The organism is Bartonella machadoae, from assembly GCF_022559585.1.
Lineage (GTDB): Bacteria > Pseudomonadota > Alphaproteobacteria > Rhizobiales > Rhizobiaceae > Bartonella > Bartonella machadoae.
The window spans coordinates 1,134,892-1,159,517 of record NZ_CP087114.1 but is presented as its reverse complement, the minus strand read 5'-3'; the positions used below and the strand labels follow the sequence as shown (position 1 = coordinate 1,159,517).

Sequence of the window (24,626 nt, the reverse complement as noted above, 5' to 3'; positions counted from 1 at the left end):
CCTCTCTTAACTGTATTGCAATGTAATACAATTGAAGTTTAATTTCAACCACAAAATATTTGGTTTTCCTGATACGCCGTCTTACTTCTTAGAGCATAGAAGAAGGCAAGGAGAAATTTTGAATGAACAAAAAGCATCGTGAGGGTCTCTCGGTTCGCGCTTTTGCCAAGAAGATGGGCGTGTCGCATAATGCGGTGGTTTCTCGAATAAAAACAGGCAAATTTGATGCTGCTCTTTTTGAAGATGGTTCTGTCAATGAAGCTCTTGCAACAGCGATATGGAATGAGAATCCTACTAAGAAAACTCATCAGAAATCTACACGAATTAAACAGGATTCCGCAAAAGCAGCCAATGAATTTGAGATCAAATTGGAGCGAATGCAAGTTGCGCTTGAAAGAGAGAAGATTGCTCTAGAAAAGTTACGCGAAACAACGGTTGACCGTGAAGAAATGAAAAAGGCGGCGCGTGAATTTGGAAGAGCACACCGTGATGCCATGTTGAAGTTTCCTCACCGTTTCGGTGCAAGCATTGCAGCACAAGTGGGATGTGATGCTGCGAGCCTTATTGGTGCCATTGATTATTATATGAGAACAGCTTTGCTTGAGGCGGTTAACATTCCAGTGCCTTTTCATGATCCTCATTCTCCGGAGTTAGAAATCTTGCAAGAAACGAATAATGGATGAAAATGCAATCGAAGAATTTTTCGCCAATGCCAATGACGCACGACAACCAGATCCACCGTACACGGTTTCGCAATGGGCGGATAAGAATAGATACCTTAGCACCGTAGCAAGTGCAGAGCCTAGATTGTGGAGAACAAAGCGTACCCCTTATTTGCGCGAAATCATGGATAACCTTTCTTCTTATGTGCCAATTGAAACAACAATTGTCATGAAAGGAGCGCAAATTGGAATGTCTGAAGCAGGATTGAACTTCTGCGGTTATGCTATTCACTATAGTCCGGGACCCGCTCTTTATGTAATGCCTACTGTCGAGACCGCGAAGAAACTGTCAAAAACGCGTCTTGATCCAATGATTATGGCAAGCCCTGTTTTAAGTGAACGCATTGCCCCTGCCCGTGCACGTGACAGCGGAAATACAATGTTTTCGAAAGAATTTGATGGGGGAGCATTGATGCTTACAGGAGCAAACAGTGCTGCTGGTTTGCGTTCCATGCCTATTCGTTATCTGATTTTGGATGAAGTTGATGCCTATCCTCTCAGTGTGGATAACGAAGGTGATCCTGTGATGATTGCCGAAAAGCGTACCTCAACCTTTGTGCAGAGAAAGATTTTTAAATTGTCCACGCCAACACACCGTGACACAAGCCGTATTGCCAAAGATTTCGTGCTTGGTGATCAAAGATATTACAATGTCCCTTGTGATAAGTGTGGGGTTCTACAGCCCATTGTTTGGTCGCAAATCAAGTGGCCGAAAGGAGCCCCCGAAAAAGCTGTTTTTGTTTGTGCCCATTGTGGTCATGAACATGCCGAGCACAGAAAAACCGATCTTATGAGTGAGGAAAGAGGCGCGTGCTGGGTTCCTACGAGTGAATCAACGAGACCGAATTTACGCTCTTATCATATTTCGGCACTCTATTCACCTTGGCTAACGTGGGGAGAATGCGCAAGAGAGTTTTTAGAAGCGAAAGATGATCCAGCGCTTTTGCAACCTTTTGTTAATACAGTGCTTGGAGAGCCATGGGAGGACAGAACAGGTGAAGTTGTTGATCCTGATAGCCTCTATGCAAAACGCGAAGATTATCCCATTGCACCGCCGCAAGCCGTGTTATTGACCGCCGGCATCGATGTGCAAAACGACCGCTTAGAGCTTGAAGTGGTTGGATGGGGGCGTGGTGAAGAAAGCTGGCACATTGATTATCACATCATTCCTGGTGATCCGTCTTCTTTTGAAGTCTGGGACCAACTGGATGAATATCTGGCAAGACGTTGGTCACACCCTGGTTACAAAGATGGCATCAGAATAACAGCGGCTTGTATTGATACCGGTGGTGGACATACACAAGCCGTTTACAATTATGTACGCCCCCGTGAAGGACGACGCATCTGGGGGATTAAGGGACAGGCGGGATGGCGTGCGGTATGGCCACGCCGTCCAAGCAGAAACAATAAAGGACAGATTAATCTCTATATTGTTGGTGTTGATGCGGCAAAAGATATTATCACGGCACGATTAAAAAAATCCGGTCCTGAAGCATCGGGGGCTGGTGCAACACACTTTCATAAAAGCCTTGATCGAGAATATTTTGACCAGCTCACGGCTGAAAGAAAAGTCATCAAATATTTTAAAGGCTTCAAGCGCATTGAATGGCAAAAAAGTGAGAAAGCAAGAAACGAGGCTTTGGATTGTAGGGTTTATGCTTATGCCGCTTTACAGGGGCTAATTTCGGCAGGAATAAACCTTAACCTGGAAGTCGATATCTTAGAAGAGCGTTTGGAAAAACTTAAAGTTGACGCTTCTTTAGAGCAGCCAACATCAGGGATTTCTTCATCCACTTCTCCCAAAAGAACGCAGACAGCACAACCTCAAAGGAAGCAATTCAGAACGATAATAAATCCTTATATGCGAGGAGATTGGAGGTAATTTGTGGATGAAGAATTGAAGCAAATAAACAGCAAAACTGAGAGACTTGAAAGTTTAAAAAGGCGACGCGAACAAATTGAAGAGGCTCTTTATTCGGGAGCGCAATCCGTGCGCCATGGCGATAAGCAAGTAAGCAACCGTTCTGTTGAGGAACTTCGCAGAGCACTTGAGATGCTGAACACACAAATAGAGAACCTTGAAGGACGCAAGCGTTCACGTGTTTTCTATTTTAATATATCACGAGGCTATTAATGGCTGGCTTTATCAATAAACTCACGGGCTTTTTTACAATTTCTCGTCAACACAATCCGCCTCTTGAAGCTGCAAGCAAAAGCCGTCGCATGGGTGGGTTTGATCCCGCAAAAAAACACATCAATAAAGCAATTGAAGAATGCGGCGAAACCATTACTGCTCGTTCAAGATGGCTTTATGACAATGAATCTCTTTATGGCTCGGCAACAGAAGAATGGGTTTCCGCAGCTGTGAGTGATGGGATTAAACCTTATCCTCGTATTGAAGGATTTCAAGAAGAAAAGAAAAAGCTTTTAGACTTATGGTGGCAATGGGTTGATGAGGCGGATTATGATGAAGATGCGAGCTTTTATGGTTTGCAAGCAACAATTGCACGAGAAGTCTTTTTAACCGGCGAATGTTTTGTAAGACTGCATTATGTTGACCTTTATGGACGCTCTGGGGTGCCTCTTCAATTACAAATCTATCCAACCGAAATGCTGGACCTCACTTACAATGGACCTGCGGAAATTGAAGGCAATTACATTCGTATGGGTATTGAATTTGATGCCAGTGGCAAGCGTGTTGCTTATCATTTCTGGGAACACCACCCCTATGATGATTGCCCTGCAAACAGTGCATTTAAGAGCCAAGAACGCGTGCGTATCCCCGCAAGAATGGTCCTTCATATCAAAGAGCGCCGTATTGCCGGACAATTGCGCGGTTCTCCAAAAATAACGCGCAGTATGACAAAGATCTTTCAATTGGAATCCTATGATGATGCGAAACTTGATCGAAAAAGAACAGCAGCTCTTTTCGCGGTGTTTATCTCAGGAAATTCCCCAAACGACGCCAAATTACTTGATAATCGTAACGAAAAAGACGAAGAAGAAGAATCCGAATTACCTGTCATTGAACCAGGTGGATCATTTTATTTAGGAGAAAATAAAGAGATAAAATTCTCAAATCCTGTTGAGGTTGGTGGTTCTTATGAAGCCTTTCAATTTCGCAATATTTTAAAAATTTGCTCGGCTCTCAATATGCCTTATGCCGTTGTCACTGAAGACGTTACGCGGGGTAATTTTTCCAATGTACGCACCTCCATTATTCAGTTTAGACGTCACGTCAAACAATGGCGCGAACATATCATTGCCTTTCAATTCAACCGCATTGTCTGGGAGCGCTTTGTGGAAATGTCCGTGCTTGCTGGATGCGTAGAATTACCAGGATGGGAAGAAAATCCCTTGCCATGGCTTCAATGTGAAAGCTTTGCGCCCCCGCTTGAAATGATTGATCCAAACAAAGATATCTCGGCAGAAAAAGAAGAAATTCGCGCCGGTTTAAAAACACGAAGAATGGCACTTGCCGAACGGGGTTTTGATATCGACAGCATCCATGCCGAACTCGAAGAAGAACACACCGATGCTCGTGCCCGTGGTTTATCTTTTGATACCGATATGGCGGCACCCTCTGGTGAAAATCAAACGACGAATTTCACAGATTCAGATCCTTCTGAGACTTATGAAAGCAACCAAGGCAGTGAGGCGCATAAAAATGACTAATAATCTTGACATGCCGTTTTTAGTATCACGGCTTTTTGGTGTTCCACATATGCTTGCCTCGACAAAGCTTGATGTCATTCTTAACGCTCTTGCACCGCGTCTTTTTGCAGGAGAAAAGTTTGCCCCTCAGGCTTTTTTGCAAGGGGATAGCGCATCTTTCAAACCACCTGAGAGTTACGTGGTGCGCAATAATGTTGCCATCCTACCGGTTCATGGCACACTGGTGCGCCGCGGTGCATGGCTTGGTGCCCTTTCAGGATTAACCTCTTATGAAGGCTTAAGCGCCTCTTTTCGTGAAGCCATTAAACAGCCTGATGTCCGAGCTGTTTTGCTCGATATTGACAGTGGTGGTGGAGAAGCCGGCGGAGTGTTTGATTTGGTTGAAGAATTCCAAGCACTCTCAAAACAGCATCAAAAACCAATTTGGGCGCATGCCAATGAGTTTGCCTGTTCTGCTGCTTATGCCATTGCCTGTTCTGCTTCGCAAATCTGGGTAGCTCGCACAGGCGTTGTCGGCTCAATTGGGGTGGTTTGTGCGCATCTTGACCAATCAAGCGCAGATGAAAAACAGGGGTTTAAATGGACCTTTGTCTTTGAAGGTGACCACAAGGTTCATGGTAATCCTCACGAGCCATTGGCTGATACTGCGCTTAACAAAATGCAAGCAGATTGCGCCCTGCTCTACGAGATGTTTGTCGATTGGGTAGCACAAAACAGACCCCTGAATACTGATGCAATCCGTGACACAAAGGCAGAAACTTTTATAGGCACCCAAGCTATCACGCTTGGATTAGCAGATGCGCAAGGCACGCTTGCGCAAGCTTTGGAATCCTTAACGGATTTCATCTCACAAACCCCAACTGTAACAGCAAAAGAAGGACAAAACACATGGCACGCACACAATACCGCGCCCAACAAGAAGAAGATGAAGAGATTGTCGACATCCGCGATGAAGAAGAGGATGAAAATGATCACGACATCGATAAAAACGCCGAAATCTTTGACGACAACGAAGACGAAGAGGAGGATGAAGACAATGAGGACAAACGCGAAAACCTAAAAGCCATCCTTGAACAAGAAAGAAAGCGCGCTCAAGCACTGACAACCCTTGAAAGGCAAGCAAAGCGCTTAGGGGTTTCTTTTGATGCCGCAAAGGCTATTCAAAACGGTATGAGTATCGAGAAAGCACGCCAGTGCGTCTTGACGGAGGCTAGCTCGCAAAGCGCCTCTTTAAAACTATCGCCTTATGTTCCTCATACTGATGGAGAAAGCAAGGCAAAAATTCATGCAAAATGGCAATCAATTTGGAAGGCAATGAAATGAGTCATATTATTTATGAAGATGTTCGCAATGGCGCTTATCTTGGGCGCTACGACCCTGACATGTCAAATGAACAAGTGGTGTTTGCATCAGGAGCCTTCATTGAGGCTGGGACTGTCATGGGAAAGATAACAAAAACGGGAAAATATGTCCCTCTTAATCCGGCAGCATCTGATGGCAGTGCGGTGCCCGCAGGGATTTCTTATGCCACTGTTGATGCAACAGGTGAAGAACAACGTGCCGTCATTACAGCGCGTTTGAGTACTGTAAAAGCTTCGGAACTGATATGGCCCGATGCAATACTGGAGCAAGAAAAAATGGCAGCTATCCAGTCTTTAGAAGACAACAATAAAATTCTGTTGCGATAGGAGAATACGCACATGGATATGAATTTTTTTAAACATGATGCTTTCTCAAGCATTACAATGATGAAAGCCATTGAAAACTATGAGTTTCAACCGGGTCTTGTAAGCTCTCTCAATCTTTTTGAAGAAGTTGAAACCAGCACCACAGTGGTTGGTATTGAACGGCGTGATAATACATTTTCGCTTATTCAAACCAGCGAACGCGGAGCCCCTTTAGCAGAAGGTGACAGAGACAGTCGTAATCTTCGGTTTTTCAAAACAACCCGTATTGCCAAAAGTGATACTGTGAAATCAGAAGAAATCCAAAACCGGCGTGAATTTGGCACAGAAGATCAGTTAGAGACGGCAATGAAATATATTGCCAGAAAACAAAAGAAACTGATTTCTGAAATCGAATTGACATGGGAAAACATGCAGCTTGGTGCTGTTCAAGGTGTTGTCCTTGATGCTGATGGTTCGGTGATTGTCGATTGGTATAAGGAATGGGAAATTACCCCACCAAAGCCAATTGACTTTAAACTGGAGAATGAAACAACCAATGTTGCTGATAATGTTGATCAGGTCATTATGCGAATGATTGAAGCTTCAAAAGGAGCATTCTCTGACCGTTCACGGATTATTGGACTTTGTGGGAATGAATTCTTTTCCAAACTAAAAAACCATAAAACCATTCGTGAAACCTATTTAAACACAGCCTTAGCTCAGACACTCAATAGCGCAGGAGGCGTTGCAACACCAAGTGCTCTTGGCTCAGGGAGCTTTGGTAGTTTTGACTTTGCGGGTGTGACCTTTATCAATTATCGCAGTATTCATAACTATAATGTGAGTGCAAAGGCTGGAACAAAGCGTGCGATAGGAATTAAGCCTGATGAATGTCAATTCTTTCCTGTTAATGCGCCTGGTGTATTCCAGAAAACCTTTGCACCTGGTGAAAGCTTAGATTTTGCCAACACGGTGGGAAAACCTCTCTACACGATGCTAATCGTCGATCATGACCGTAATGCATGGGTGAAGCCTGAAGTCTACAGCTATCCGCTTTACATTTGCACACGTCCTGAAATGCTGTTCAAAGCCGTCATTGGAGGGAAATAACATGCTATGGCACGGGCTGCTTAACAAAATGGTAAAAGAGGTACGCAACACCTTTGGGCAGCCCGTCATCTATACGCGAAAGGATAACCAGCAATCTTTTCGGATTACAGCAATTTACGGCATCAAACATTCTGAATCGGATGCTGGTGGCAGAATACCAACAACAATTCCAAGAAAAGAACTTGATCTTTGTATCAATGATATTGGGGGGATACCACCAAAGGCTGAGGATAGTATCGTGGTGCTCTCCCCTGAAAACACTGAAGATCCCTCTCAAGAGCGCTTCGTTGTCACCGATGTACAAGCCTCTGAATCCGGTATGTATAAACTTATTTTACGGGAGGTAAAATAAAGGACCCTCTTATCATTTTTAAAAAATCTTATATTACTGCTTGACAAGATTATGGGAATATGAATAATCGAATCAAGTGCTTGAAAAACACTTTTAGCAACTAGCGGATAGATTGCCGAAACAGTCTCTTCTCCGCCGATTAAAAGTTTTGACTCGTCGTATGCATATAGCATATAAGCGAATTTGTCGGGTGTGGTTACATCATACAATACCCTTGCGGGGAAAGTGTAACGACGGGCTAGTTGCCGTGTTTTTCAGCACCCGGCACTTTCTAATTAAAGTGTCAATGAAAAACGTCTAACAACTAGGAGTTCATCATGAATACTCTTCTTCCGATATCGGAACAAACAATTGATCAGGAAACTGTTCAAACGGTCAATGCACGTGAATTACATGCGTTTTTAGAAATAAAAGCTCGCTTTAATGATTGGATTAAAAATCGCATTAAAGAATGCAAATTTCAGGAAAATATAAACTTTATAACGCTTACTAAAAATTTAGTAAGCGGTGGAAAGGTAAAAGAATACCACATTACATTAGACATGGCTAAACACCTTTCAATGATCGAGCGTAATGATAAAGGACATGAAGCACGTCAATACTTTATCAAATGTGAACGGCTTTTGAAGCAAGTAACAATACCAAAGATAGATTATTCCAAGCCCGAAGCGTTACTTGGTGTTTTGAATCACTTACAAAGCCAAATCGAGCAGAAAGATCATGTAATTGCTGAGTTAGAACCCAAAGCAAAGGCGCTTGATGGTTTAAAACGCTCTGATGGTCTGTTTGGTTTGATTGAATCTGCAAAGATGTTAGAGGTACGACCAAAAGACTTAACTGATTACTTGCGTAAACATGATTGGGTCTATCGAAGGGCTCCGGGTGCTCCTTTGTTACCCTATCAGGATAAGATCAAGAAAGGTCTCATGGATTGCCCTGCTATCACAATTCAAAGACCGGATGGTACAGAAAAGGTGCTCCCTTCAACAAAAATCACATCCAGAGGATTGGCTTGCTTGAGAGAACAAATCTTTGGAGGTGTACAATGAAGGTAGATACCAATTTTTTATGTGATTTGTGGATGGCACTATCTCAATTTTCTAACCATCAAGGCATTGGAGATAAGGACTGTAAAGCACTTGTTGAGGTTATGGGCATAGTAGAAAAAGCTTTGATTTTAAAACTTCAAGATGAATTGCCGAGTATTACAAAGATTTTAGCAGTTCTTACAGATTTTGGAGCTTCAGAGTTTCCCGCAGCGATAGATCCTTTTTTAAAAGCTTACCAGCCGAATTGGGAAAACCCTATTAAAAAGGTTGCCTAAGTAAAGCATATTCCTTCCCACTTCAAAAGTGGGGAGGATGTTAAACTCTACATTCAAATTTATTGATTTTGGAAAATTCATCTGCTTTTTCAGTTTGTAATATACTAACGTCGTAAGCAGCTTGCATGTTAAGCCAAAATTCAGCTGTTGTATCAAAAAAATAGGCTAATCTTAGTGCTGTATCAGGAGTCACTGGACTTTTTTCAGCAATAATACGTTCTATCCTTGTACGTGGAACATTCAAAGCTTTTGCAAGGGCATAAGCAGAAAGAGCATATTCTTTTAAATATTCCTCCCGTAAAATTTCTCCGGGATGTATAGCACTATAATTTCTCATCTCGACCTCCTGCAAATCAATGATAATCTACGATTTCAACTTCATAGGCGCCATTGGAACGCCATTCAAAACAAATACGAAACTGGTCATTAATACGAATAGAATATTGACCTTTACGTTCTCCTTTCAATAATTCTAGGCGATTTCCCGGAGGACTACGTAAATCTTTGAGATCAACTGCTTTATCGAGCATAAACAATTTTCTTTGGGCGATACGCACTAGAGTTGTAGGAAAACCTCTGGGCGGGTTACCTTCTAAAAGATCTTTACATCGCTTATCCGCAAAAGATTCAATCACCAAATCACCTTTATTCATTCTTTTATGTATCATAACATGATACCATCCTCAAAGAAAGAATAAATTTTGAAGAACAGGAACTTTTATGCATCCGAGAGAGACGATAAGAGAGAGTTTTGTTGCACTGATCAAAGCAGCAAAGACGACGGCTGGTGACAATGTGTTTAATATGCGTGATTTCAACTTTTCTGTTGAGAACACACCGACAATTAATATCTCAACACAAAGCGAAACAATTGAAGATGGCTATGATAATGCAGTAAGGCGCCGTGTCTTAACCGTGGATGTTGAATGTTATGCGACACAAGAAGATGGTGCGCGTTTTGTCGACCAATTAGCATGGGAAGTTGAAGAGATCTTCTACACCAATCCCAATCTCAATAACACCGTGGAAACATGCTCCCTGCAAAATATTGCTTTTGCCTTTGGCGATAATGGTGCTCTAGCACTCCATGGGGCAATTTTAACCTTTGAGGTCACTTATGTGACCCATATCCCCTCCCCTGAGACACAAGAAGATGGTGCAAACGCAAAACTTGTTGAACCTTTCTTGAGGATTACACCACAAACAGGCGTGGGCAATGAAGACAAATATCATAAAATCGAGGTCCCCCATGCTTGAGCGGCGCGATAAAGACATCACCGATTTAAAAAGACGTCTCGCAAATATGGTTATGGTGGGCACAATTAGCCATGTCGACCATAAAAATGCACGCTATCGGGTAAAAAGCGGCAATCTTATCAGTGACTGGATTCCAGATACCCAAGCCCGCGCCGGTAAAACATGCTCTTATGAAGGACGGGATGTTGGAGAACAAGTGGTGGTGGTTGCATCATCAGGGGATTTAGCGCAAGGGGTGATTGTTGGTTCCATCCATACCGATGCTAATCAAGCAGCCGATAAAGGCAGTATTCACAGAACAATTTATCCCGATGGCACCATCCTTGAATATGATGATGAACAAAACAGCTATAGCATTCAGATCACATCAGGCGGAAAGTTCATTCTCACAATTGCGGATGGCGTGTCTCTTAAAGGTGATGGTGGCAAGCTAGAACTTACCGCACCAGAAGGCATAAAAATTGTTTCACAAAGCGATATCACTTTCAATGCAAAGGGCAATATTTCTTTACAGGCTGGTGGTGGTGTTTCACTTCATTCCAATGAGAGTCTCTCTCTTCATTCTGCTAACAATGTTGCCGTGAATTCAAGTGGTTTGACCCATAACGGCACCAATGTAGGAGCAACCCATGTTCACGGGGGTGTTGTTCCTGGTGGCTCCATGACAGGAGGTCCCAATTGAACACAGGAATGGACCGTAGCACAGGAAAGCCCTTGACCGGCATTGAACATTTGCGCCAATCAATCCTTGATATTTTATCAACACGCATTGGTACGCGTGTAATGCGTCGTGATTATGGTTCACACGTTGCGGATATTATTGATGTACCGGTCAATGACGCCTTCGCTGTTCGTATTTATGCCGCTATTGCCGAGGCTTTAGACAAGTGGGAACCACGTTTTAAACTGAACAAGATTGATTGTAAATGGAATGAGAATGGGCAAGTTTCCTTGTCCTTTGAAGGTCTTTATTTGCCCTCAGGCAAGCCCATCACCATGGAAGGATTGCTGATAAAATGAATGGAGCACTTGCAAAACCAGAAATCATTACAGAAATTTCCTTTGAAGAAATACGAGCAGCAGCTCTTGACCGTTTAAAAGAACTGTTGCCTGGATATAGTGTTCTTGAAAGTGATCCAGCCGTCAAAGTCATTGAAGCCTTTAGCTATCGAGAACTGCTTTTAAGGCAACGTATTAACGAAGCCGCTCGCAACAATATTCTTGATTTTGCAACCGGTGAATCTCTTGACGCTTTGGGTAACTGGCATGGAATTGCCCGCATGGAGGGTGAAAGTGATGAGAGATATCGCGAACGCATAAGACTTCATGCCCGTGGTGGCAAGGGCAGCGGAACAGAACCCTATTACAAACTTATAGCCATGTCCGCAGATAGCCGTGTTAAGGATGCCATTATTTACCGTAAAGGCAAAAATCCAACCATCTATGTTGCGCTTTTTGGCAATAATGAAGAAGGCACAGCATCTGAAGATCTCATACAAACAGTCTCACAAGCCCTTCACAGAAAGAATATCATCATGACCAATGATACAATCATTGTGCACGCTGCTGTTAAAAAAGTGGTGGATTTACAAGCCGATGTTTGGCTGTTACCCGAGACATCCTTGAAAATTCTCACGACAATGGAAACCAATTTAAGAGCAGCATGGCGAAAAGAACAAGCCATTGGTCGTGAATTAAGCCTCTCATGGTGGGTTTCTAAACTGATGATTGCGGGTGTCCAGAAAGTAATTGCCATTACACCAACACAAGACAGAGCCGTTGGTGATGAAGAAGTTTTAGCGATTGGTAAGGTCACCTTAAACTTCAAAGGACGGGCACGCTAATGGTTGGCGCGCTTCTCCCAAACAATGCAACAGAATTTGAAAGGCGCCTTGCCGATGCTTGCGACTTTCATCAAGATGTTGATGGCGCTGTTTTGGGGATTTCACGCTCTAAGCTTATCACCCGCCCTCCTCGCTTCTTACCATGGTTGATTGAAGAATATGGGCTTGGAGAGCTTACACCTTATGTTCCAAACCTCTATGATTTGATTGATCAAGGGCTCCAATGGCAGCGTTTGCGTGGTTCTTTAGCGGCCATTGATAGAGGGCTTGCATGGCTTCAGATTACAGCACGATTTACACCAGCATGGTCAGGGCGTGCGTGGTGGAATTCCTTTCAACTTTACTTTGATCAATTGCCTGAACAAAGTGCTCTTGAAGCCATTGAAGCCATTACAGAACTTTCCAAAAGTTTGCGCTCTGATTTTCGCCGCGGTGTCAATGGTTATGACGTGCAAGCTATGGAAGGCAATATGTCACGGCTTGATGACAGTCTGCTGGACTATGAGAGCGGTGTGCGCTTAACAGCGAGGGACACACTGTTTTCCTTTGGTCGCACAACAGAAATCAAGCACAGGCTGACAAAAGAAGAAGGCACACTAATTGGCAATTGGATGGATGACGGGGATGGGGAATTAAGTTGGGAGCAGATTGATTATCCATGGGATATGGCAAATTTCCCTTGGTGTTCTGTTAAAAAACATGAACGCGATATTTTGATGGCAGAGTGGTTTTGCAACCGTACCCTTTATCTCGTGTTAAAAAACAGTGAGGATGATGTCATTGGATATCGCAGATGCAACATTGTCCAGCCGGTAGAACAGAATTTGGCGGGTGTGTATCACCATTTGGGCGATTGTTATCAACCCTCCTTTATGGGCACAGCCGTTCTTATTGCAGCACGCACGGATTTTCAAGATGTTGACGGTAGAAAAGCCGCCTCTGTTGCTGTTTTGGTGCATGGGACTCCCAAACAACATGTTCCTTTGGGTAAGCTTTGGTGTGAGTGCAATGAACTAATTGGCGGGGTGGAGATCATCAAAACGCCCGTTACTATTCCTTTGCGCGGTGATGTTCGCGAGCAATTCAAGATTTTATTGAGGTTTTAACATGAAGCATGAAAGCGGTTTACCCTTTGCAATTGACAGATCTTGCGGCAAAGACGAACAACAAAGCGTTGTCTTTTATGGGCAACGTCCCTTTATCCAAAGTGGTGAACTCAATGAGATGCAAACCATCATCAGGGGGCGCCATGACCGTTTGGGGCGTCTGGTTGCCAAAGAAGGAGACCGTGTTGAACGAGCCGATGCCTTTGTCAATAAAGACGCGAAGACCGTTACTTTAACAGAGGGTAAGATCTATATCGCAGGGGATATCTTTCCGGTCTCAGAAGCGGTTCTCCATGCTGTTTCGATGGTTGGTCGTCTTGAAATCGGTGTGAAATTACAAAAAACATGGATTACCCATGAGGATGACCCAGAGCTGTTGGGGCAAGTCCCCGGCACCTTGGCAGAAGGAGAACCCGGTGCGGCACGCGAAACAGCAAAGCTTGTTTGGGCACTCAAAGAGGATGGGCAGCAAGGCACGTTCTTTCCCGTTTATATCTTACAAGATGGCATTTTGATTGATCAAAAGTCCCCCTCACTGCTTGAACCCGCCATGCAAGCCATTGCTACTTATGACCGTGCCCATGGTCATTATATCGTCAAGGGATGCCGGGTGACGGCTCTGGGACCAAACAATGGTTGCCAAGTGTTTAGCATTCAAGAAGGAGAAGCCAATATCAATGGCTTTAAGCGCAAGCGCCTTGCTGCTTTGCGTCATGAAGAGAGAGAAGAGTTTTCGACAAGCGTTGTGCCTAGTGAAACCCATATTTTTGCGCCTCAAGATAAAAAGACAAGCTTTACCTTTAAAAGCTATTATGCCCCCATTGCCGATATTCACTCTCTTTTGTTGACAAAAGAAAAAACCGTTACAGTTACACGCGGTGCAGTCGTTGCTGGGCGTGATGGTGTTCCCGATAAAAGCATCACTTCTTTTCTCAAAGTTGTGCAAGGCAACAAGGAATTCAAAGAAGGAACGGATTTTAAGAAGACTGGTGATACTATTGACTGGGCACCGGTGGGGGATGAACCGCGTCCTGGCAGCAGTTACACGGTCACCTATCGCTATCGTGCACAAGTAACCGCCGATAAGGTAACGGCTCAGGAAATCACTGTCTCAGGGGGTGCGCAAGGGGGGGATATCATTGTCAGTTACACCTACAAATTGCCGCGTATTGACCGTATAGGTCTTAATACACAAGGCAGTGTGGTTTATATCAAAGGAATCTCCGCTGATCATCCCATGGCACCTAGTGTTCCTGAGGATGTGTTATCCCTTGCCACCATCACCAACAGTTGGTTGAATACCCCGCTTGTGGTCAATGATGGCACGCGTGTTGCCCCCTATGATGAGATGTGGCGGTATTTTCAACGGGTGCTGTCCCTTGATCGCTTGATGCAATTAGAGCGCATTAAAAGCAATGTTGACTCTAAAGAGCCCGTTGCCAAAAAAGGCATGTTTGCTGACCCGTTTCTTGATGACAGTTATCGCGATGAAGGGTTCACGCAAACAGGAGCTGTTGGCAATGGCATTTTACAGCTGGCTATTGATCCAACCTTTTACACCGCCCCTTTAAAGGCTCCTGTCACCCTTGACTGGACCAATGAAGTGATCATTGCCCAAGAATTGACAACAGCTTGCGAAAAAATCAACCCTTATCAAAATTTTGCTCCCCTCCCTGGTACAGTAACCCTCACACCCGCAACAGACTTTTGGCACGAACAGCGCACCGATTGGCTCTCAAGTGTCACTAATCAATTGTTTATGGGAACGCACCGTGGTAGCAGCATTCGCAAGCAAGAGGCAAAGGATGAACTGATCAATGTTGCACATGAACAAATCGATTTCTTAAGACAAATTACCCTTGGCTTTAAAATTGAAGGTTTTGGAAAGGGAGAAATTTTAGATACTCTCACCTTTGATGGTGTGAATGTCTTGCCAAAAAGCCGCCTTGTTGCCAATAGTAATGGTATCTTGGAAGGTAGTTTCAAAATCCCTGAAAATATTCCTGCCGGCACCAAAAATGTTGTAGCACGAGGCAAAGGGGGAACCCTTGCAACCGGTCTCTTTACCGGGCAAGGTGTTATTGATGTGAAAGTGATGCGGCATACCACAACAGTCAAGATCTGGACGAAAGTGGACCCGCAAGCGCAAGTCTTTACACCGGAAGAAACACGGCAAATCACCGGTATTGACTTTCATCTTTGCAAAATCGGCAATCCTAATCATGATCTGGTGATTGATTTGGTGACAACCGAAAACGGCTATCCCACCGCCAATATTCAAGCCCAAAGCTTTTATTCCATGAAGGGGGCAAAAACCGGATGGGCACAGGCACGCTATGATGTCCCACTCCTCGTCCCCAATGATCGCTTAACGGCTTTTGTCATTAAAACCGATGATAGTGATCATTCTCTCTCTTTGGCAAAGCTTGGGGGTTTTGATGAAGAACAACAAAGATTTGTCTCAAGCCACCCCTATGTGACCGGTCCTCGTTTTTCCTCTGTCAATGCGCAAACATGGAGTGCCCATCAAGATGAAGCATTGGCTTTTCGTGTCTTGGCAGCACGCTACAGACAAACAACAAAAACCATAGATCTTGGCACATTTGACCTTGTTGACTGTTCTGATTTGCAAATCCGTGCCGCGGTTGAATTGCCTTCTAGTGATTGTTCGGTGATCTTTGAAATTGAAAGAAACAATGGCACAATTTATCAACTCTTACCCTTTCAATTGTTAAGCCTTACCGAATATATCAGTGAGACAGTTCAATTACGTGCCATTCTCAAAGGCACGGAGAAACTCTCCCCCATTCTGTTTGCTCCTGTTCAGTTGATTGCGGGAAAAATCCATAACACAGCAACCTATGTTACCCGTGCTTTTGCCTTTGGTGAGAAGGCAAGATTGACCAGTTATATCAAGACCTTTTTACCAGGCGGCTCCACATTCACCCTCGAGATGCAACTGGATGATGGTGCTTTTACCCCCCTCACCTTAGAGGAAACAGAACAACTTACAGAACCCCTTTGGGTGGAGCGAAAATTTGTCAGTCACGACCAAACAGCAAAGCAAGCGCGCTTGAAACTGACACTAACCGGTGGACCTTCTGCACGGTCAATGCTGCGTGATTTTGGTGCTGGCATCTTGTGATACCCCCTCGCTTTGAACGATGGGATTTTAGACTGCTTGAGAGATTTGGAGAATGGAAATGACAAAAACCAAAAAGCTTGCAATGGAATTGCCTAAAGAAGGGCGTTTTATTAGTTCTGAATTTCCTATTTTGCGTGAGAACTTGACAAAACTTGATCAAGCCATAATGGAAGTTGAGGAAAAGCTAGACGACAAAGCCCCTGCAAAACACACACATAGTATAGGGGATGTTACAAATCTTGAGGCAGCCCTCAAAGGCAAGATGGCAGCAGACAAAACCTTCACTTTAACCGATTTGGGCGATATCGAGGGCGCTAAGGATGCTGCTAACAATTATGTTCTCTATAAAGCTAGCAACAATCATTTTACCTTTGGCAGTGCCGTCTCGTTGCTTGGAGCGCACCAACATAAAATTGAAGATATTGTCGGTCTTGATGCGTTTAGAGCTAAGATTAATCAAGATCTGACAAACTATGGGCGCTTAGTACAAAGCAATGAATGGCAAAATTACAATAAGTTTACCAGCAAAGTCACCATTGCTGGTGGTTTAGAATTGTTAGGCAATTCGTCATTGGCTCTCATGCATAATGGTGAAGTGGTAACAAATTTAACTGCAACAGGAAGCACACTCAAAGGACCGCTGAAAGTTGATGGTGCGGAAGTTTATAGCAAAGATGAAGCTGTTGTTGCTCTTCAAAAAATACGTGATGAAATCACAAAACTGAGGAAAGCAACCTCTCCCCTTGAAGTTCTTGTAACAGAAAGTGGTCCCATTCCATGGCCTGAAGGTGTTAGCGATAACACCGATATCGAAATATGGGCATGGGGTGGCGGTGGAGGTGGCGGATATGGAGGCTGGCTAAGAAATAATACCCCCCTTAACAGTCGTATAATCTACTATGGTGGTGGTGGCGGCGGTGGGAGTCAATATGTGTGTGTTAAAGTGAAAGCTTCACAGCTAAAATCCGCAAAAGCCATTGAAATTGGTCGAGGAGGACGAGGTGCTTCTCCGGGAGGCACTGCATATGCTGGTGGTTATACACGTATTGAAGGGATTATTTTTGCGCTTGCAGGTGCTGGTGGTGGTGGGAGCACTGGTGGCTCAGGAGGTGCGTCATCCATCAATGGTAACCGTGGCGGCGATGCTAGTTTTAATGGTTATACAGGGAGCTCTTTTATTTACGCCGGTGGGAATGGCGGTGATGGGGGGAGTGGGAATGGCGGGAACTCTTTTTTTGGTGGCGGTGGAGGTGGAGGTGCTGGTGCTCAGAATGGTAACGGTGGTTATGGCGGAGAGAGCCAGAAAGGTGGCCATGGTGGTAAAGGCTGCAATGGCAGTGGACAAGGAGGAGGTGGTGGGGGTGGCTACTTCCCAGGAGAAGATGGTGAATCTGGTAAAGGTGGCAATGGTGGCAACGGAGCAATCTTATTTAGATTTTTTATATAGGAGTTTTTATGGAATATGCAGTTGTTGAAAAGGGTGTGGTAACAAACATTATCGTTGCTTCAGAAAATTATGTTCACACCTTTGATGGAGAGGCAATCGCCTCAAGTGAAGCACAAATCGGTTGGATTTATAAAGATGGGGTGTTCTCTCCTCCCATTATTGATGAAGAAAACAATTCTTTGTCTTCTGAAAAGGCTGAGACAGACGCAGCGGTAGAATCTATGAAAGAACCACAAGAGAAAGACGACTAAGTCTAATCTATAGCAAGCAAAGTCATTCTTTGTCTTTAAAGGGGTGCCTCGAAATTATAGTGGGTCACCCCATTTTTTACTCCAAAGATTTCGTGCAGAGATGAACAGCTTATAGGCAAGCAGTATTGGCATCAATAATATTAAATTGTAACTTTTTTGTTGACAATTGTAACTTATTACATTACATATTATTTAAAATAAAGCTGTTGAGTTTGCTATGATCAAGACATTTAAAAATAAAGACCTACAATCTCTCTGGGAAACAGGGAAAAGTAAGATTGATAGCAGACTTCAACAGCGTATTATTCGCCGTCTTGATACTCTTGACGCAGCTTCTCAAGTGAGTGACATCAATGTACCGGGTTATAACTTTCATATGCTTAAAGGCTTTACTCCAACTCGCTACACAGTCCATATCAATGGTCCTTGGTGTATCACTTTTGAATTCCAAGATGGGCATGTTTACCATGTTGATCTGGAACAATATCATTGAAGGTTTTAAGATTAATTGTAAAGGAGACACTTCATGACCACACGTGATCCTAATCGTTGCCCTACTCATCCAGGAGAAATTTTAGCCGAATCTTTGGAGCATTTAGATACAAGCAAAACTGAAATTGCTCGAATTCTTCAAATATCACGCCAACATCTACACAGTATCCTTAAAGGACAACGCCCTGTTACAGCTGTTACAGCAGCCCGTATTGGCAAACTATTAGGCAACGGACCCGCCTTGTGGTTACAACTTCAAGCCAATTATGATACATGGCATGCTTTGCGTGATATTGATGTTTCTTCTATTCCAACACTAGAAGCTAGTAAAAAAGTCAATGTACAAATGGACCATAATTGTTAATAAAATAGCTAGAGCTTTTATCATCTCCCCGCCTAAAAGACGAGGTGATAGAATTATGTTTTTTAACTTAAGCAGCTTTCTTAACAGAATTTTTCAAACTCGGCGCATAAGCTTTCAACAAAGGCTCCATAATAGAAGGAGGTTTTAAAGATCCAAAATTTGTAATCATTGCCAAAATCCTGAGTGCATTTGGTGATTCATCTTGAAGTTTTAAAATCAAAGCTTTTTCTACAATGTCCATGGCTTCAACCAATGCCTTACAGTCTTTATCTCCAATGCCTTGATGGTTAGAAAATTGAGATAGTGCCATCCACAAATCGCATAAAAAATCGATACTGGTATTCATTGCACACCCCCAAAGATTTGTTCTCTCAAGCAAGCCAATCCTCTAGATGTGATTTTTGTTGAAGGGAGCACCTTTTCTGTACCATCCGGTCTTTGAATAGTGATAGCAGGGCAATCCATGAGACCTTTCTTGATCTTATCCTGATAGGGTAACAAAGGAGCACCCGGAGCCCGTCGATAGACCCAATCATGTTTACGCAAGTAATCAGTTAAGTCCTTTGGTCGGACTTCAAGCATCTTTGCAGATTCAATCAAACCAAACAGACCATCAGAGCGTTTTAAACCATCAAGTGCTTTTGCCTTGGGTTCTAACTCGGCAATCACATGGTCTTTCTGCTCGATTTGGCTTTGTAAGTGATTCAAAACACCTAATACAGCTTCAGGGCTCGAGTAATCAATCTGTGGTGTGACTGCCTGCTTTGCAAGTTTTTCACACTCAATGAAATACAAACGAGCTTCTCTGCCTTTCTGATTATTCTCAAGCATAGAAAGTTCTTTTGCTATGCTTAGAGTCAAATGATAATCTTTACGATTATGTCCACCCCTACCTTTGCTCGCCAGATTTGGCGAGCAAACAAAGTCTTGATTTTCTACTAAATTATATTTTTTGATACGGTCAGTAACCCAATTGGAAAAATCTTTACCTACTTCCAAAAACGCATGTAACTCACGTGCATTGACTGTCTGAACAATATCACCATCAATAGTGGTTTGATGTATGTCGATTAAGTATTGTGCCATGATTTGGCTCCTGTGTGCTTAAAGGTTTCTTAATAGACACCTAAAAAGGTGCCGGGTGCTAAGAAACACGGCACACAGCCCGTCGTTATGCTTTCCCCGTGAGGGTATTGTATAGCATAACCACACCCGACAATGCATTATATGCGTGTAACATATAATGAGTCAAAGCTTTTAATTGGCGGAAAAAGATTGTTGCGGCAATCCACCCGCTGTGTGTTTTAGATGTTTCTTAGGCACCTTTCTACGAATCTAACGGTTTTAAATATTTTGTCAAGTCGTTCTCAAGAACGTCTGTTTGTTTCTTATTTTTTCCCATTCATTTTCATTCATCAACCATGCAAAGGAGCATCATAATGACAACAGGTTTTTTACACGGTGTTGAAGTTGTCGAGGTGGACGATGGAAGGCGTCCCCTTCGTGCAGTTCAATCGGCAGTTATCGGCATTGTCGGCACAGCACCCGATGCCGATGAACAGGCTTTTCCCCTCAATACGCCGGTGTTGGTTACCGGTTCACTTTCACAAGCAGCAAAACTGGATAAAACAGGAAAACGTCAAGGTACCCTACCCAGTGCTCTTGATCTTATTTTTAAGCAAGTGGGTGCTATTGTTGTTGTCGTGCGTGTGCAAGAAGGTGATAACGAAAACACAACATTTACCAATGTTTTAAGCGGTGTAAACGCCAATAGTGCTTATGAAGGTGTGCATGCTTTGATTGGAGCGCAATCCCTTCTTGGACAAACATCACGCATTCTGATTGCTCCAGGCTTTACCCATAAACGCCCTATTAGCCTTAGCAAGATTGAGGTTACCAACAAAGGCAGTGGTTATACTCAAGCAACTGTTAAAATTGCCGGCGGCGCAAAAGCAGAAGCAATCCTTGCCAATGGACAAGTAACCTCAATTGTTCTCAAGGACAATGGTTTTGATTATCAAACCGCCCCCAATGTAGTGATTGAAGGTGATGGCACTGGTGCAACAGCAAAAGCCGAAATCAGTGCAACCTCTAATCCTGTAGCAGCAGAGTTGATTGGCATTGCCGAGCGTCTGCGCGCTATTGTGGTCATTGACGCACCAAACACAACCGATGAAGCAGCTCTTGATGCTGCAAAGGATTTTGATTCAAAACGCGCGCTTATTGTTGATCCTTTTGTAAAGGTAAATCGTAATGGAGAAATCCTAGAACAGCCGGTAAGTGCAGCGGTTGCTGGTGTCATTGCCAAAACAGATTTTACACATGGTTTTTGGCATTCCCCTTCAAACAAAGTGATCAATGGCATTGTAGGAATTGCCCGCCCGATTGATTTTTCCATTGGTGATAGATCAAGCCGTGCTAACCTTCTCAATGAACAAAACATCACAACAATTATTCGCGAAAATGGTTATCGTCTTTGGGGCAATCGTACCCTTTCAAGCGATACAAAATTCGCTTTCTTATCCGTTGTGAGAACCGCGGATATGATCAATGACGCCATCTTGCATGGGCATATGTGGGCGGTCGACCGCAATATCAAAAAAACCTACATGAGTGATGTGAGTGAAAGCGTCAATGCCTATTTGCGTGATTTAAAAGCACAAGGTGCCATTCTCGGTGGGCAATGCACGCCTGATCCAGAGTTGAATACAGCAAGCGCTATTGAGAGCGGCAGAGTCTATTTCAATGTTGAATTTACACCAACAACACCAGCAGAACATATCACATTCCGTTCACGCATCATCAATGATTACCTAGAGGAGATCTTTTAATGACTGTACCCGTTTTACCGAGAGTTCTAAAATATTTTAACATTTTTGTTGATGGCATTCCCTATCAGGCAAAATGCGAAAACGTGACACTGCCAAATTTAAGTTTGGTTGTTGAAAGTTATCGCGGTGGTGGCATGGATAGCTCTCTTGAGATTGATCTTGGGCTTGAAACACTCATCCTCACTATGACCATTTCTGATTGCTCTCCAGAACTGATGGCACTGTTAGGGCGCTCTGATGTGAACATTTCATTGCGAAGTTCAATGCAAGCACAAGGCACACCAGCAGAAGGTGTTGTCATCACTATGAGGGGGCTTTGCAAAGGCTTTGAAATGGCAGAATGGCAACCGGGAAGCAAAGCAACATCTACTGCGACATTTACATTACAGTATTTCAAATATGTTCAGAAGGATGTTGAAATTGTTGAGATAGATGTCCTCAACTTAATCAGAAAATTCAATGGTGTTAATCAATTAGCAGAACATAAAAACTTTTTAGGAATATAAAAATGACCGTACAATCAAGCATAACGCATCAATTGCTTATCCCTGTTACCTTTGAAGGAAAAGAGCATACTACAATTACCTTACAGCGCCCCAAAACGAAAGATGTGCAAGCAATCGACAAAAAGGAAGGTGTTGAACAAACAATTGCTATGGTTGCCCGCCTTTCTGGATGGCCCCATGAAGCTGTTGGAGAACTCGATATTAGTGACTTATCGAGCATTGGAGAAATTTTAGAGTCTTTTATCAAGCGGCGGGATACCTCGACTGGGAAACCGCCGCTAAACTGATAGCGGATATTGCCATTGTTTTTCATTGGTCCCTTGCAGACATGATGGAAATGGAACCGCAAGAATTAATCTTCTGGCGAAAACAAGCAGCAGAAAGGTATAAATCAAAATGAGTGAAAAAGTTGCTGATGCAAAGGTAAAATTGTCTCTTGAAGACAAACTTACCGCGCCTCTTAAACATCTTCAAAAAAGATTTGATACATTGTCAAAGACACTCTCCCATAGATTGAGTATCCCTCGCTTTTCTGCTGCGGTAAAAAATATGACATCACGTTTGCAAGGCGTTCAAAGTGCCCTTGGCACAGCGGCAAGCCGTGCTTCGCTCTTTACCGGTGCTTTAGGACTTGCCGGTGGAGGTCTTATCGCAAGTGTCACCGCCGTCACCATGAAAACTATGCATCTTGGGGATAGTCTTCATCACGCATCACGGCATTTGGGGATGAGTGTCACAGCGCTTCAGTTATGGGGTGATGCGGCAGACAATTCAGGATACTCTTCTGAACTTTTTCAACAATCCTTAGCAACTTTAAATAGGCGTTCGGCACAAGCATATGCCGGACAAAAAAGAGGCATTATGGGTTTTGAGGCGCTTGGCATTTCTGTCAAAGATGCCTCTGGAAAACTCAAATCAAACTCTACCTTGTTAGAAGAAATTACCGACAAGATGAGTAAGATGAACAATCAAGCGCAAAGACAGCATATTGCTGCTTTGCTGTTTGGTGGCGATGGCAAGGAAATGGCAGCCATGCTTGCGCAAGGGATGGCTCCCATCAAAGAGCTGTTTGCAAAAGCACGGAAAGGAAAATGGTTAATTGGTGCCGATGTCGCACGATATGCCGCAGATTTAAGTGATAAGCTTGGTGCTTTTAAGAAAAAAATAGGCGGTATAGCGAGCTTTATTGGCGCACGCTTTATGCCTATTCTCAACGATATGATTGACGCTTTTGAAAAATTAATTGACGAAAACCGTGATCTCATAAAAACAACCGTTGCTGGATGGGCAAAAACCTTAAAAAAAGTCTTTCATGATTTGCTTGATCCTACCTCTGATTTAAGAAAAGGCATCAGTGATCTTACCGAGAGAATTAAAGGCTGGTTTTTCTGGATGAAACCGCTTGTTGGTGAAATAACCCTGTTAAAAGTAGGTCTTATAGCGCTTGGTTCCTTTATTTTTGGTCCACTCATTGCTGCATTAGCCGCAGTGAGTGCAGCTTTTGTCACGCTTGGCTATACAATCATGACAACACCTATTGGTTGGCTCATTGGTGGTATTGCGGCACTTGTTGCACTCTATAAATATTGGGACAAACTCAATGGTTGGGTCGCAGCATCTTTAGCCGCAGTTGGTGCAGTTCTTACCGGAGCATTCATTGCGGCAATGGCACCAGCGGCTTCAACCGTTGCCGGTCTTGCTGTAACTCTTGTCACTTCACTTATTCCAGCAATAACTGCCGTTGGTTCTGCTTTTATATCACTTGGTGTCGCAATCATGACCACTCCTATCGGTTGGATAATCGGAGGCATTGCGGCGCTTGTCACAGCTGGATATCTGCTCTACAAAAACTGGAATACAGTCGTAAATTTCATAAGCAAGTTATGGGATTCTTTTGCCAGTTTGTTCAGTAACACTTTCAGTAAACTCTTTACTCTCTTTAAAAAGTTTTCACCACTCTACTGGATAGCAAAAAAAATCAACGCATTGATTGATTGGTTGTTTGGCGTCAATTTAATGGATGCAGGGGCTAATCTCATTGGCAGCTTGTGGGACGGCATCAAAAGCCAATGGACCGCTCTATGCAATTGGTTTAGCGGCATGATAAGCAAATTAACCAGTTGGATGCCTAACTGGATGAAAGAAAAACTTGGTTTCAATGTTTCAATCAACAAAACTTCAACAGAAACGATTAAAACCTTTGCCGATGAAACCAATGCACGTGCGAAAAGAATGATGGATACAGCGGTCGTACCCAAAAGCCCATCTGGAAAAAGCAACAGTGGTTTTAATACAGGGGCAATTGCAACAAAGCATATGGAAACTCCCAATGCAAAAGCAGATGCCTTCAAAGCTCCCAAACCAATTGCAATTCATAAACCTGTTGAAGTAGATGCCCGTATAACCATTACAAATCTAAATATTTCAGTGCCAAATGGTCTCAAAGATGAAATCAGAGATGCTGTCAATCAAGCCCTTGAACGCTATGCAAAACAGCAACGTTTGGCGATAGCCTCTAGCCTTTCGGATTAAA

30 protein-coding genes are annotated in these 24,626 nt (G+C 43.4%); 26 read left to right on the top strand and 4 right to left on the bottom strand.

Translation table 11 applies throughout. From position 1 onward, the window contains the following. Positions 1-122: 122 nt before the first annotated feature. From LNM86_RS05475 to LNM86_RS05425, 11 genes are all read left to right on the top strand, one after another. Positions 123-683 (top strand): hypothetical protein, encoded by a 561-nt coding sequence (locus LNM86_RS05475; protein WP_241438751.1) that lies wholly within the window; start codon positions 123-125, stop codon positions 681-683. Further along, on the top strand, positions 676-2,604 hold the full coding sequence (locus tag LNM86_RS05470) for a phage terminase large subunit family protein (RefSeq protein ID WP_241438186.1): 1,929 nt from the start codon (positions 676-678) through the stop codon (positions 2,602-2,604). Before LNM86_RS05475 ends, LNM86_RS05470 begins: the two co-directional genes overlap by 8 nt. Positions 2,605-2,607: 3 nt before the next feature. Continuing rightward, on the top strand, positions 2,608-2,856 hold the full coding sequence (locus LNM86_RS05465; RefSeq protein ID WP_241438023.1) for a phage head-tail joining protein: 249 nt from the start codon (positions 2,608-2,610) through the stop codon (positions 2,854-2,856). Further along, positions 2,856-4,397 carry a phage portal protein gene (locus tag LNM86_RS05460; protein ID WP_241438185.1) on the top strand — a complete coding sequence of 514 codons (1,542 nt, stop codon included), beginning with the start codon at positions 2,856-2,858 and terminating at the stop codon, positions 4,395-4,397. Before LNM86_RS05465 ends, LNM86_RS05460 begins: the two co-directional genes overlap by 1 nt. Further along, entirely contained in the window at positions 4,390-5,457 is a 1,068-nt protein-coding gene (locus LNM86_RS05455) for a S49 family peptidase (protein WP_241438750.1), read from the top strand. Before LNM86_RS05460 ends, LNM86_RS05455 begins: the two co-directional genes overlap by 8 nt. After that, positions 5,340-5,720, top strand: a complete 381-nt coding sequence (locus LNM86_RS05450) for a hypothetical protein (protein WP_241438927.1) — start codon at positions 5,340-5,342, stop codon at positions 5,718-5,720. Before LNM86_RS05455 ends, LNM86_RS05450 begins: the two co-directional genes overlap by 118 nt. Next, positions 5,717-6,085 carry a head decoration protein gene (locus tag LNM86_RS05445; RefSeq protein WP_241438183.1) on the top strand — a complete coding sequence of 123 codons (369 nt, stop codon included), beginning with the start codon at positions 5,717-5,719 and terminating at the stop codon, positions 6,083-6,085. Before LNM86_RS05450 ends, LNM86_RS05445 begins: the two co-directional genes overlap by 4 nt. Before the next feature lie 12 nt (positions 6,086-6,097). Beyond that, positions 6,098-7,174: a major capsid protein gene (locus LNM86_RS05440; protein WP_241438020.1), complete on the top strand. Its 1,077-nt coding sequence runs from the start codon at positions 6,098-6,100 to the stop codon at positions 7,172-7,174. A gap of 1 nt (position 7,175) precedes the next feature. Next, a complete protein-coding gene (locus tag LNM86_RS05435) occupies positions 7,176-7,526 on the top strand; it encodes a head-tail joining protein (RefSeq protein ID WP_241438749.1) in 351 nt (116 codons plus the stop codon). A gap of 317 nt (positions 7,527-7,843) precedes the next feature. Next, the gene (locus LNM86_RS05430; protein ID WP_241438748.1) at positions 7,844-8,575 is read left to right on the top strand and encodes an antA/AntB antirepressor family protein; all 732 of its coding nucleotides are present in this window, start codon (positions 7,844-7,846) and stop codon (positions 8,573-8,575) included. Further along, positions 8,572-8,850 carry a hypothetical protein gene (locus tag LNM86_RS05425; protein ID WP_241438747.1) on the top strand — a complete coding sequence of 93 codons (279 nt, stop codon included), beginning with the start codon at positions 8,572-8,574 and terminating at the stop codon, positions 8,848-8,850. The genes LNM86_RS05430 and LNM86_RS05425 overlap by 4 nt, the downstream gene beginning before the upstream one ends. Positions 8,851-8,890: 40 nt before the next feature. On the opposite strand, the gene LNM86_RS05420 is transcribed toward LNM86_RS05425, so the two are convergent. Further along, positions 8,891-9,187 carry a HigA family addiction module antitoxin gene (locus LNM86_RS05420; protein ID WP_241438746.1) on the bottom strand — a complete coding sequence of 99 codons (297 nt, stop codon included), beginning with the start codon at positions 9,185-9,187 and terminating at the stop codon, positions 8,891-8,893. A gap of 16 nt (positions 9,188-9,203) precedes the next feature. Next, positions 9,204-9,518, bottom strand: coding sequence for a type II toxin-antitoxin system RelE/ParE family toxin (locus tag LNM86_RS05415; protein WP_241438745.1), 315 nt, complete (start codon positions 9,516-9,518; stop codon positions 9,204-9,206). Positions 9,519-9,570: 52 nt separating this feature from the next. Here LNM86_RS05415 and LNM86_RS05410 point away from each other — a divergent pair, with 52 nt between their 5' ends. The 10 genes from LNM86_RS05410 to LNM86_RS05365 all read left to right on the top strand — a co-directional run bounded on the left by LNM86_RS05410 (position 9,571) and on the right by LNM86_RS05365 (position 18,756). Further along, entirely contained in the window at positions 9,571-10,107 is a 537-nt protein-coding gene (locus tag LNM86_RS05410; protein WP_241438743.1) for a hypothetical protein, read from the top strand. Beyond that, the gene (locus LNM86_RS05405) at positions 10,100-10,789 is read left to right on the top strand and encodes a phage baseplate assembly protein V (RefSeq protein ID WP_241438926.1); all 690 of its coding nucleotides are present in this window, start codon (positions 10,100-10,102) and stop codon (positions 10,787-10,789) included. Before LNM86_RS05410 ends, LNM86_RS05405 begins: the two co-directional genes overlap by 8 nt. Beyond that, entirely contained in the window at positions 10,786-11,127 is a 342-nt protein-coding gene (locus tag LNM86_RS05400; protein ID WP_241438012.1) for a GPW/gp25 family protein, read from the top strand. Before LNM86_RS05405 ends, LNM86_RS05400 begins: the two co-directional genes overlap by 4 nt. Beyond that, the gene (locus LNM86_RS05395; RefSeq protein ID WP_241438011.1) at positions 11,124-11,951 is read left to right on the top strand and encodes a baseplate J/gp47 family protein; all 828 of its coding nucleotides are present in this window, start codon (positions 11,124-11,126) and stop codon (positions 11,949-11,951) included. The genes LNM86_RS05400 and LNM86_RS05395 overlap by 4 nt, the downstream gene beginning before the upstream one ends. Beyond that, positions 11,951-13,057 (top strand): phage tail protein, encoded by a 1,107-nt coding sequence (locus LNM86_RS05390; protein ID WP_241438741.1) that lies wholly within the window; start codon positions 11,951-11,953, stop codon positions 13,055-13,057. The genes LNM86_RS05395 and LNM86_RS05390 overlap by 1 nt, the downstream gene beginning before the upstream one ends. 1 nt (position 13,058) lies before the next feature. Continuing rightward, positions 13,059-16,202, top strand: coding sequence for a DUF4815 domain-containing protein (locus LNM86_RS05385; protein WP_241438740.1), 3,144 nt, complete (start codon positions 13,059-13,061; stop codon positions 16,200-16,202). Between the two features lie 58 nt (positions 16,203-16,260). Next, complete coding sequence (locus LNM86_RS05380) at positions 16,261-17,649, top strand: Bgr_08870 family protein (RefSeq protein WP_241438739.1); 1,389 nt, start codon at positions 16,261-16,263, stop codon at positions 17,647-17,649. A gap of 8 nt (positions 17,650-17,657) precedes the next feature. Next, positions 17,658-17,900, top strand: coding sequence for a hypothetical protein (locus tag LNM86_RS05375; RefSeq protein ID WP_241438738.1), 243 nt, complete (start codon positions 17,658-17,660; stop codon positions 17,898-17,900). 217 nt (positions 17,901-18,117) lie between these two features. After that, on the top strand, positions 18,118-18,393 hold the full coding sequence (locus tag LNM86_RS05370) for a type II toxin-antitoxin system RelE/ParE family toxin (RefSeq protein WP_241438737.1): 276 nt from the start codon (positions 18,118-18,120) through the stop codon (positions 18,391-18,393). 33 nt (positions 18,394-18,426) lie between these two features. Further along, positions 18,427-18,756 (top strand): HigA family addiction module antitoxin, encoded by a 330-nt coding sequence (locus tag LNM86_RS05365; protein ID WP_241438736.1) that lies wholly within the window; start codon positions 18,427-18,429, stop codon positions 18,754-18,756. A 67-nt stretch (positions 18,757-18,823) separates the two neighbouring features. Here the strand turns inward: LNM86_RS05365 and LNM86_RS05360 are convergent, their stop codons facing one another. Together LNM86_RS05360 and LNM86_RS05355 are read right to left on the bottom strand one after the other, a co-directional pair. Further along, positions 18,824-19,102: a hypothetical protein gene (locus tag LNM86_RS05360; RefSeq protein WP_241438735.1), complete on the bottom strand. Its 279-nt coding sequence runs from the start codon at positions 19,100-19,102 to the stop codon at positions 18,824-18,826. Further along, the gene (locus LNM86_RS05355) at positions 19,099-19,842 is read right to left on the bottom strand and encodes an antA/AntB antirepressor family protein (protein WP_241438733.1); all 744 of its coding nucleotides are present in this window, start codon (positions 19,840-19,842) and stop codon (positions 19,099-19,101) included. The genes LNM86_RS05360 and LNM86_RS05355 overlap by 4 nt, the downstream gene beginning before the upstream one ends. Positions 19,843-20,195: 353 nt before the next feature. On the opposite strand from LNM86_RS05355, the gene LNM86_RS05350 reads away from it, so the two are divergent. From LNM86_RS05350 to LNM86_RS05330, 5 genes are read left to right on the top strand one after another with little or no spacing between them, the layout of a single operon-like run. Beyond that, entirely contained in the window at positions 20,196-21,587 is a 1,392-nt protein-coding gene (locus LNM86_RS05350; protein ID WP_241438731.1) for a phage tail sheath subtilisin-like domain-containing protein, read from the top strand. Continuing rightward, positions 21,587-22,093 (top strand): phage major tail tube protein, encoded by a 507-nt coding sequence (locus LNM86_RS05345; protein WP_241438730.1) that lies wholly within the window; start codon positions 21,587-21,589, stop codon positions 22,091-22,093. The genes LNM86_RS05350 and LNM86_RS05345 overlap by 1 nt, the downstream gene beginning before the upstream one ends. A gap of 2 nt (positions 22,094-22,095) precedes the next feature. Then, on the top strand, positions 22,096-22,380 hold the full coding sequence (locus LNM86_RS05340; RefSeq protein WP_241438169.1) for a phage tail assembly protein: 285 nt from the start codon (positions 22,096-22,098) through the stop codon (positions 22,378-22,380). Next, positions 22,305-22,493: a GpE family phage tail protein gene (locus tag LNM86_RS12955; protein WP_372712451.1), complete on the top strand. Its 189-nt coding sequence runs from the start codon at positions 22,305-22,307 to the stop codon at positions 22,491-22,493. The genes LNM86_RS05340 and LNM86_RS12955 overlap by 76 nt, the downstream gene beginning before the upstream one ends. After that, the gene (locus tag LNM86_RS05330; RefSeq protein ID WP_241438729.1) at positions 22,490-24,625 is read left to right on the top strand and encodes a phage tail tape measure protein; all 2,136 of its coding nucleotides are present in this window, start codon (positions 22,490-22,492) and stop codon (positions 24,623-24,625) included. The genes LNM86_RS12955 and LNM86_RS05330 overlap by 4 nt, the downstream gene beginning before the upstream one ends. Position 24,626 lies beyond the last annotated feature (1 nt).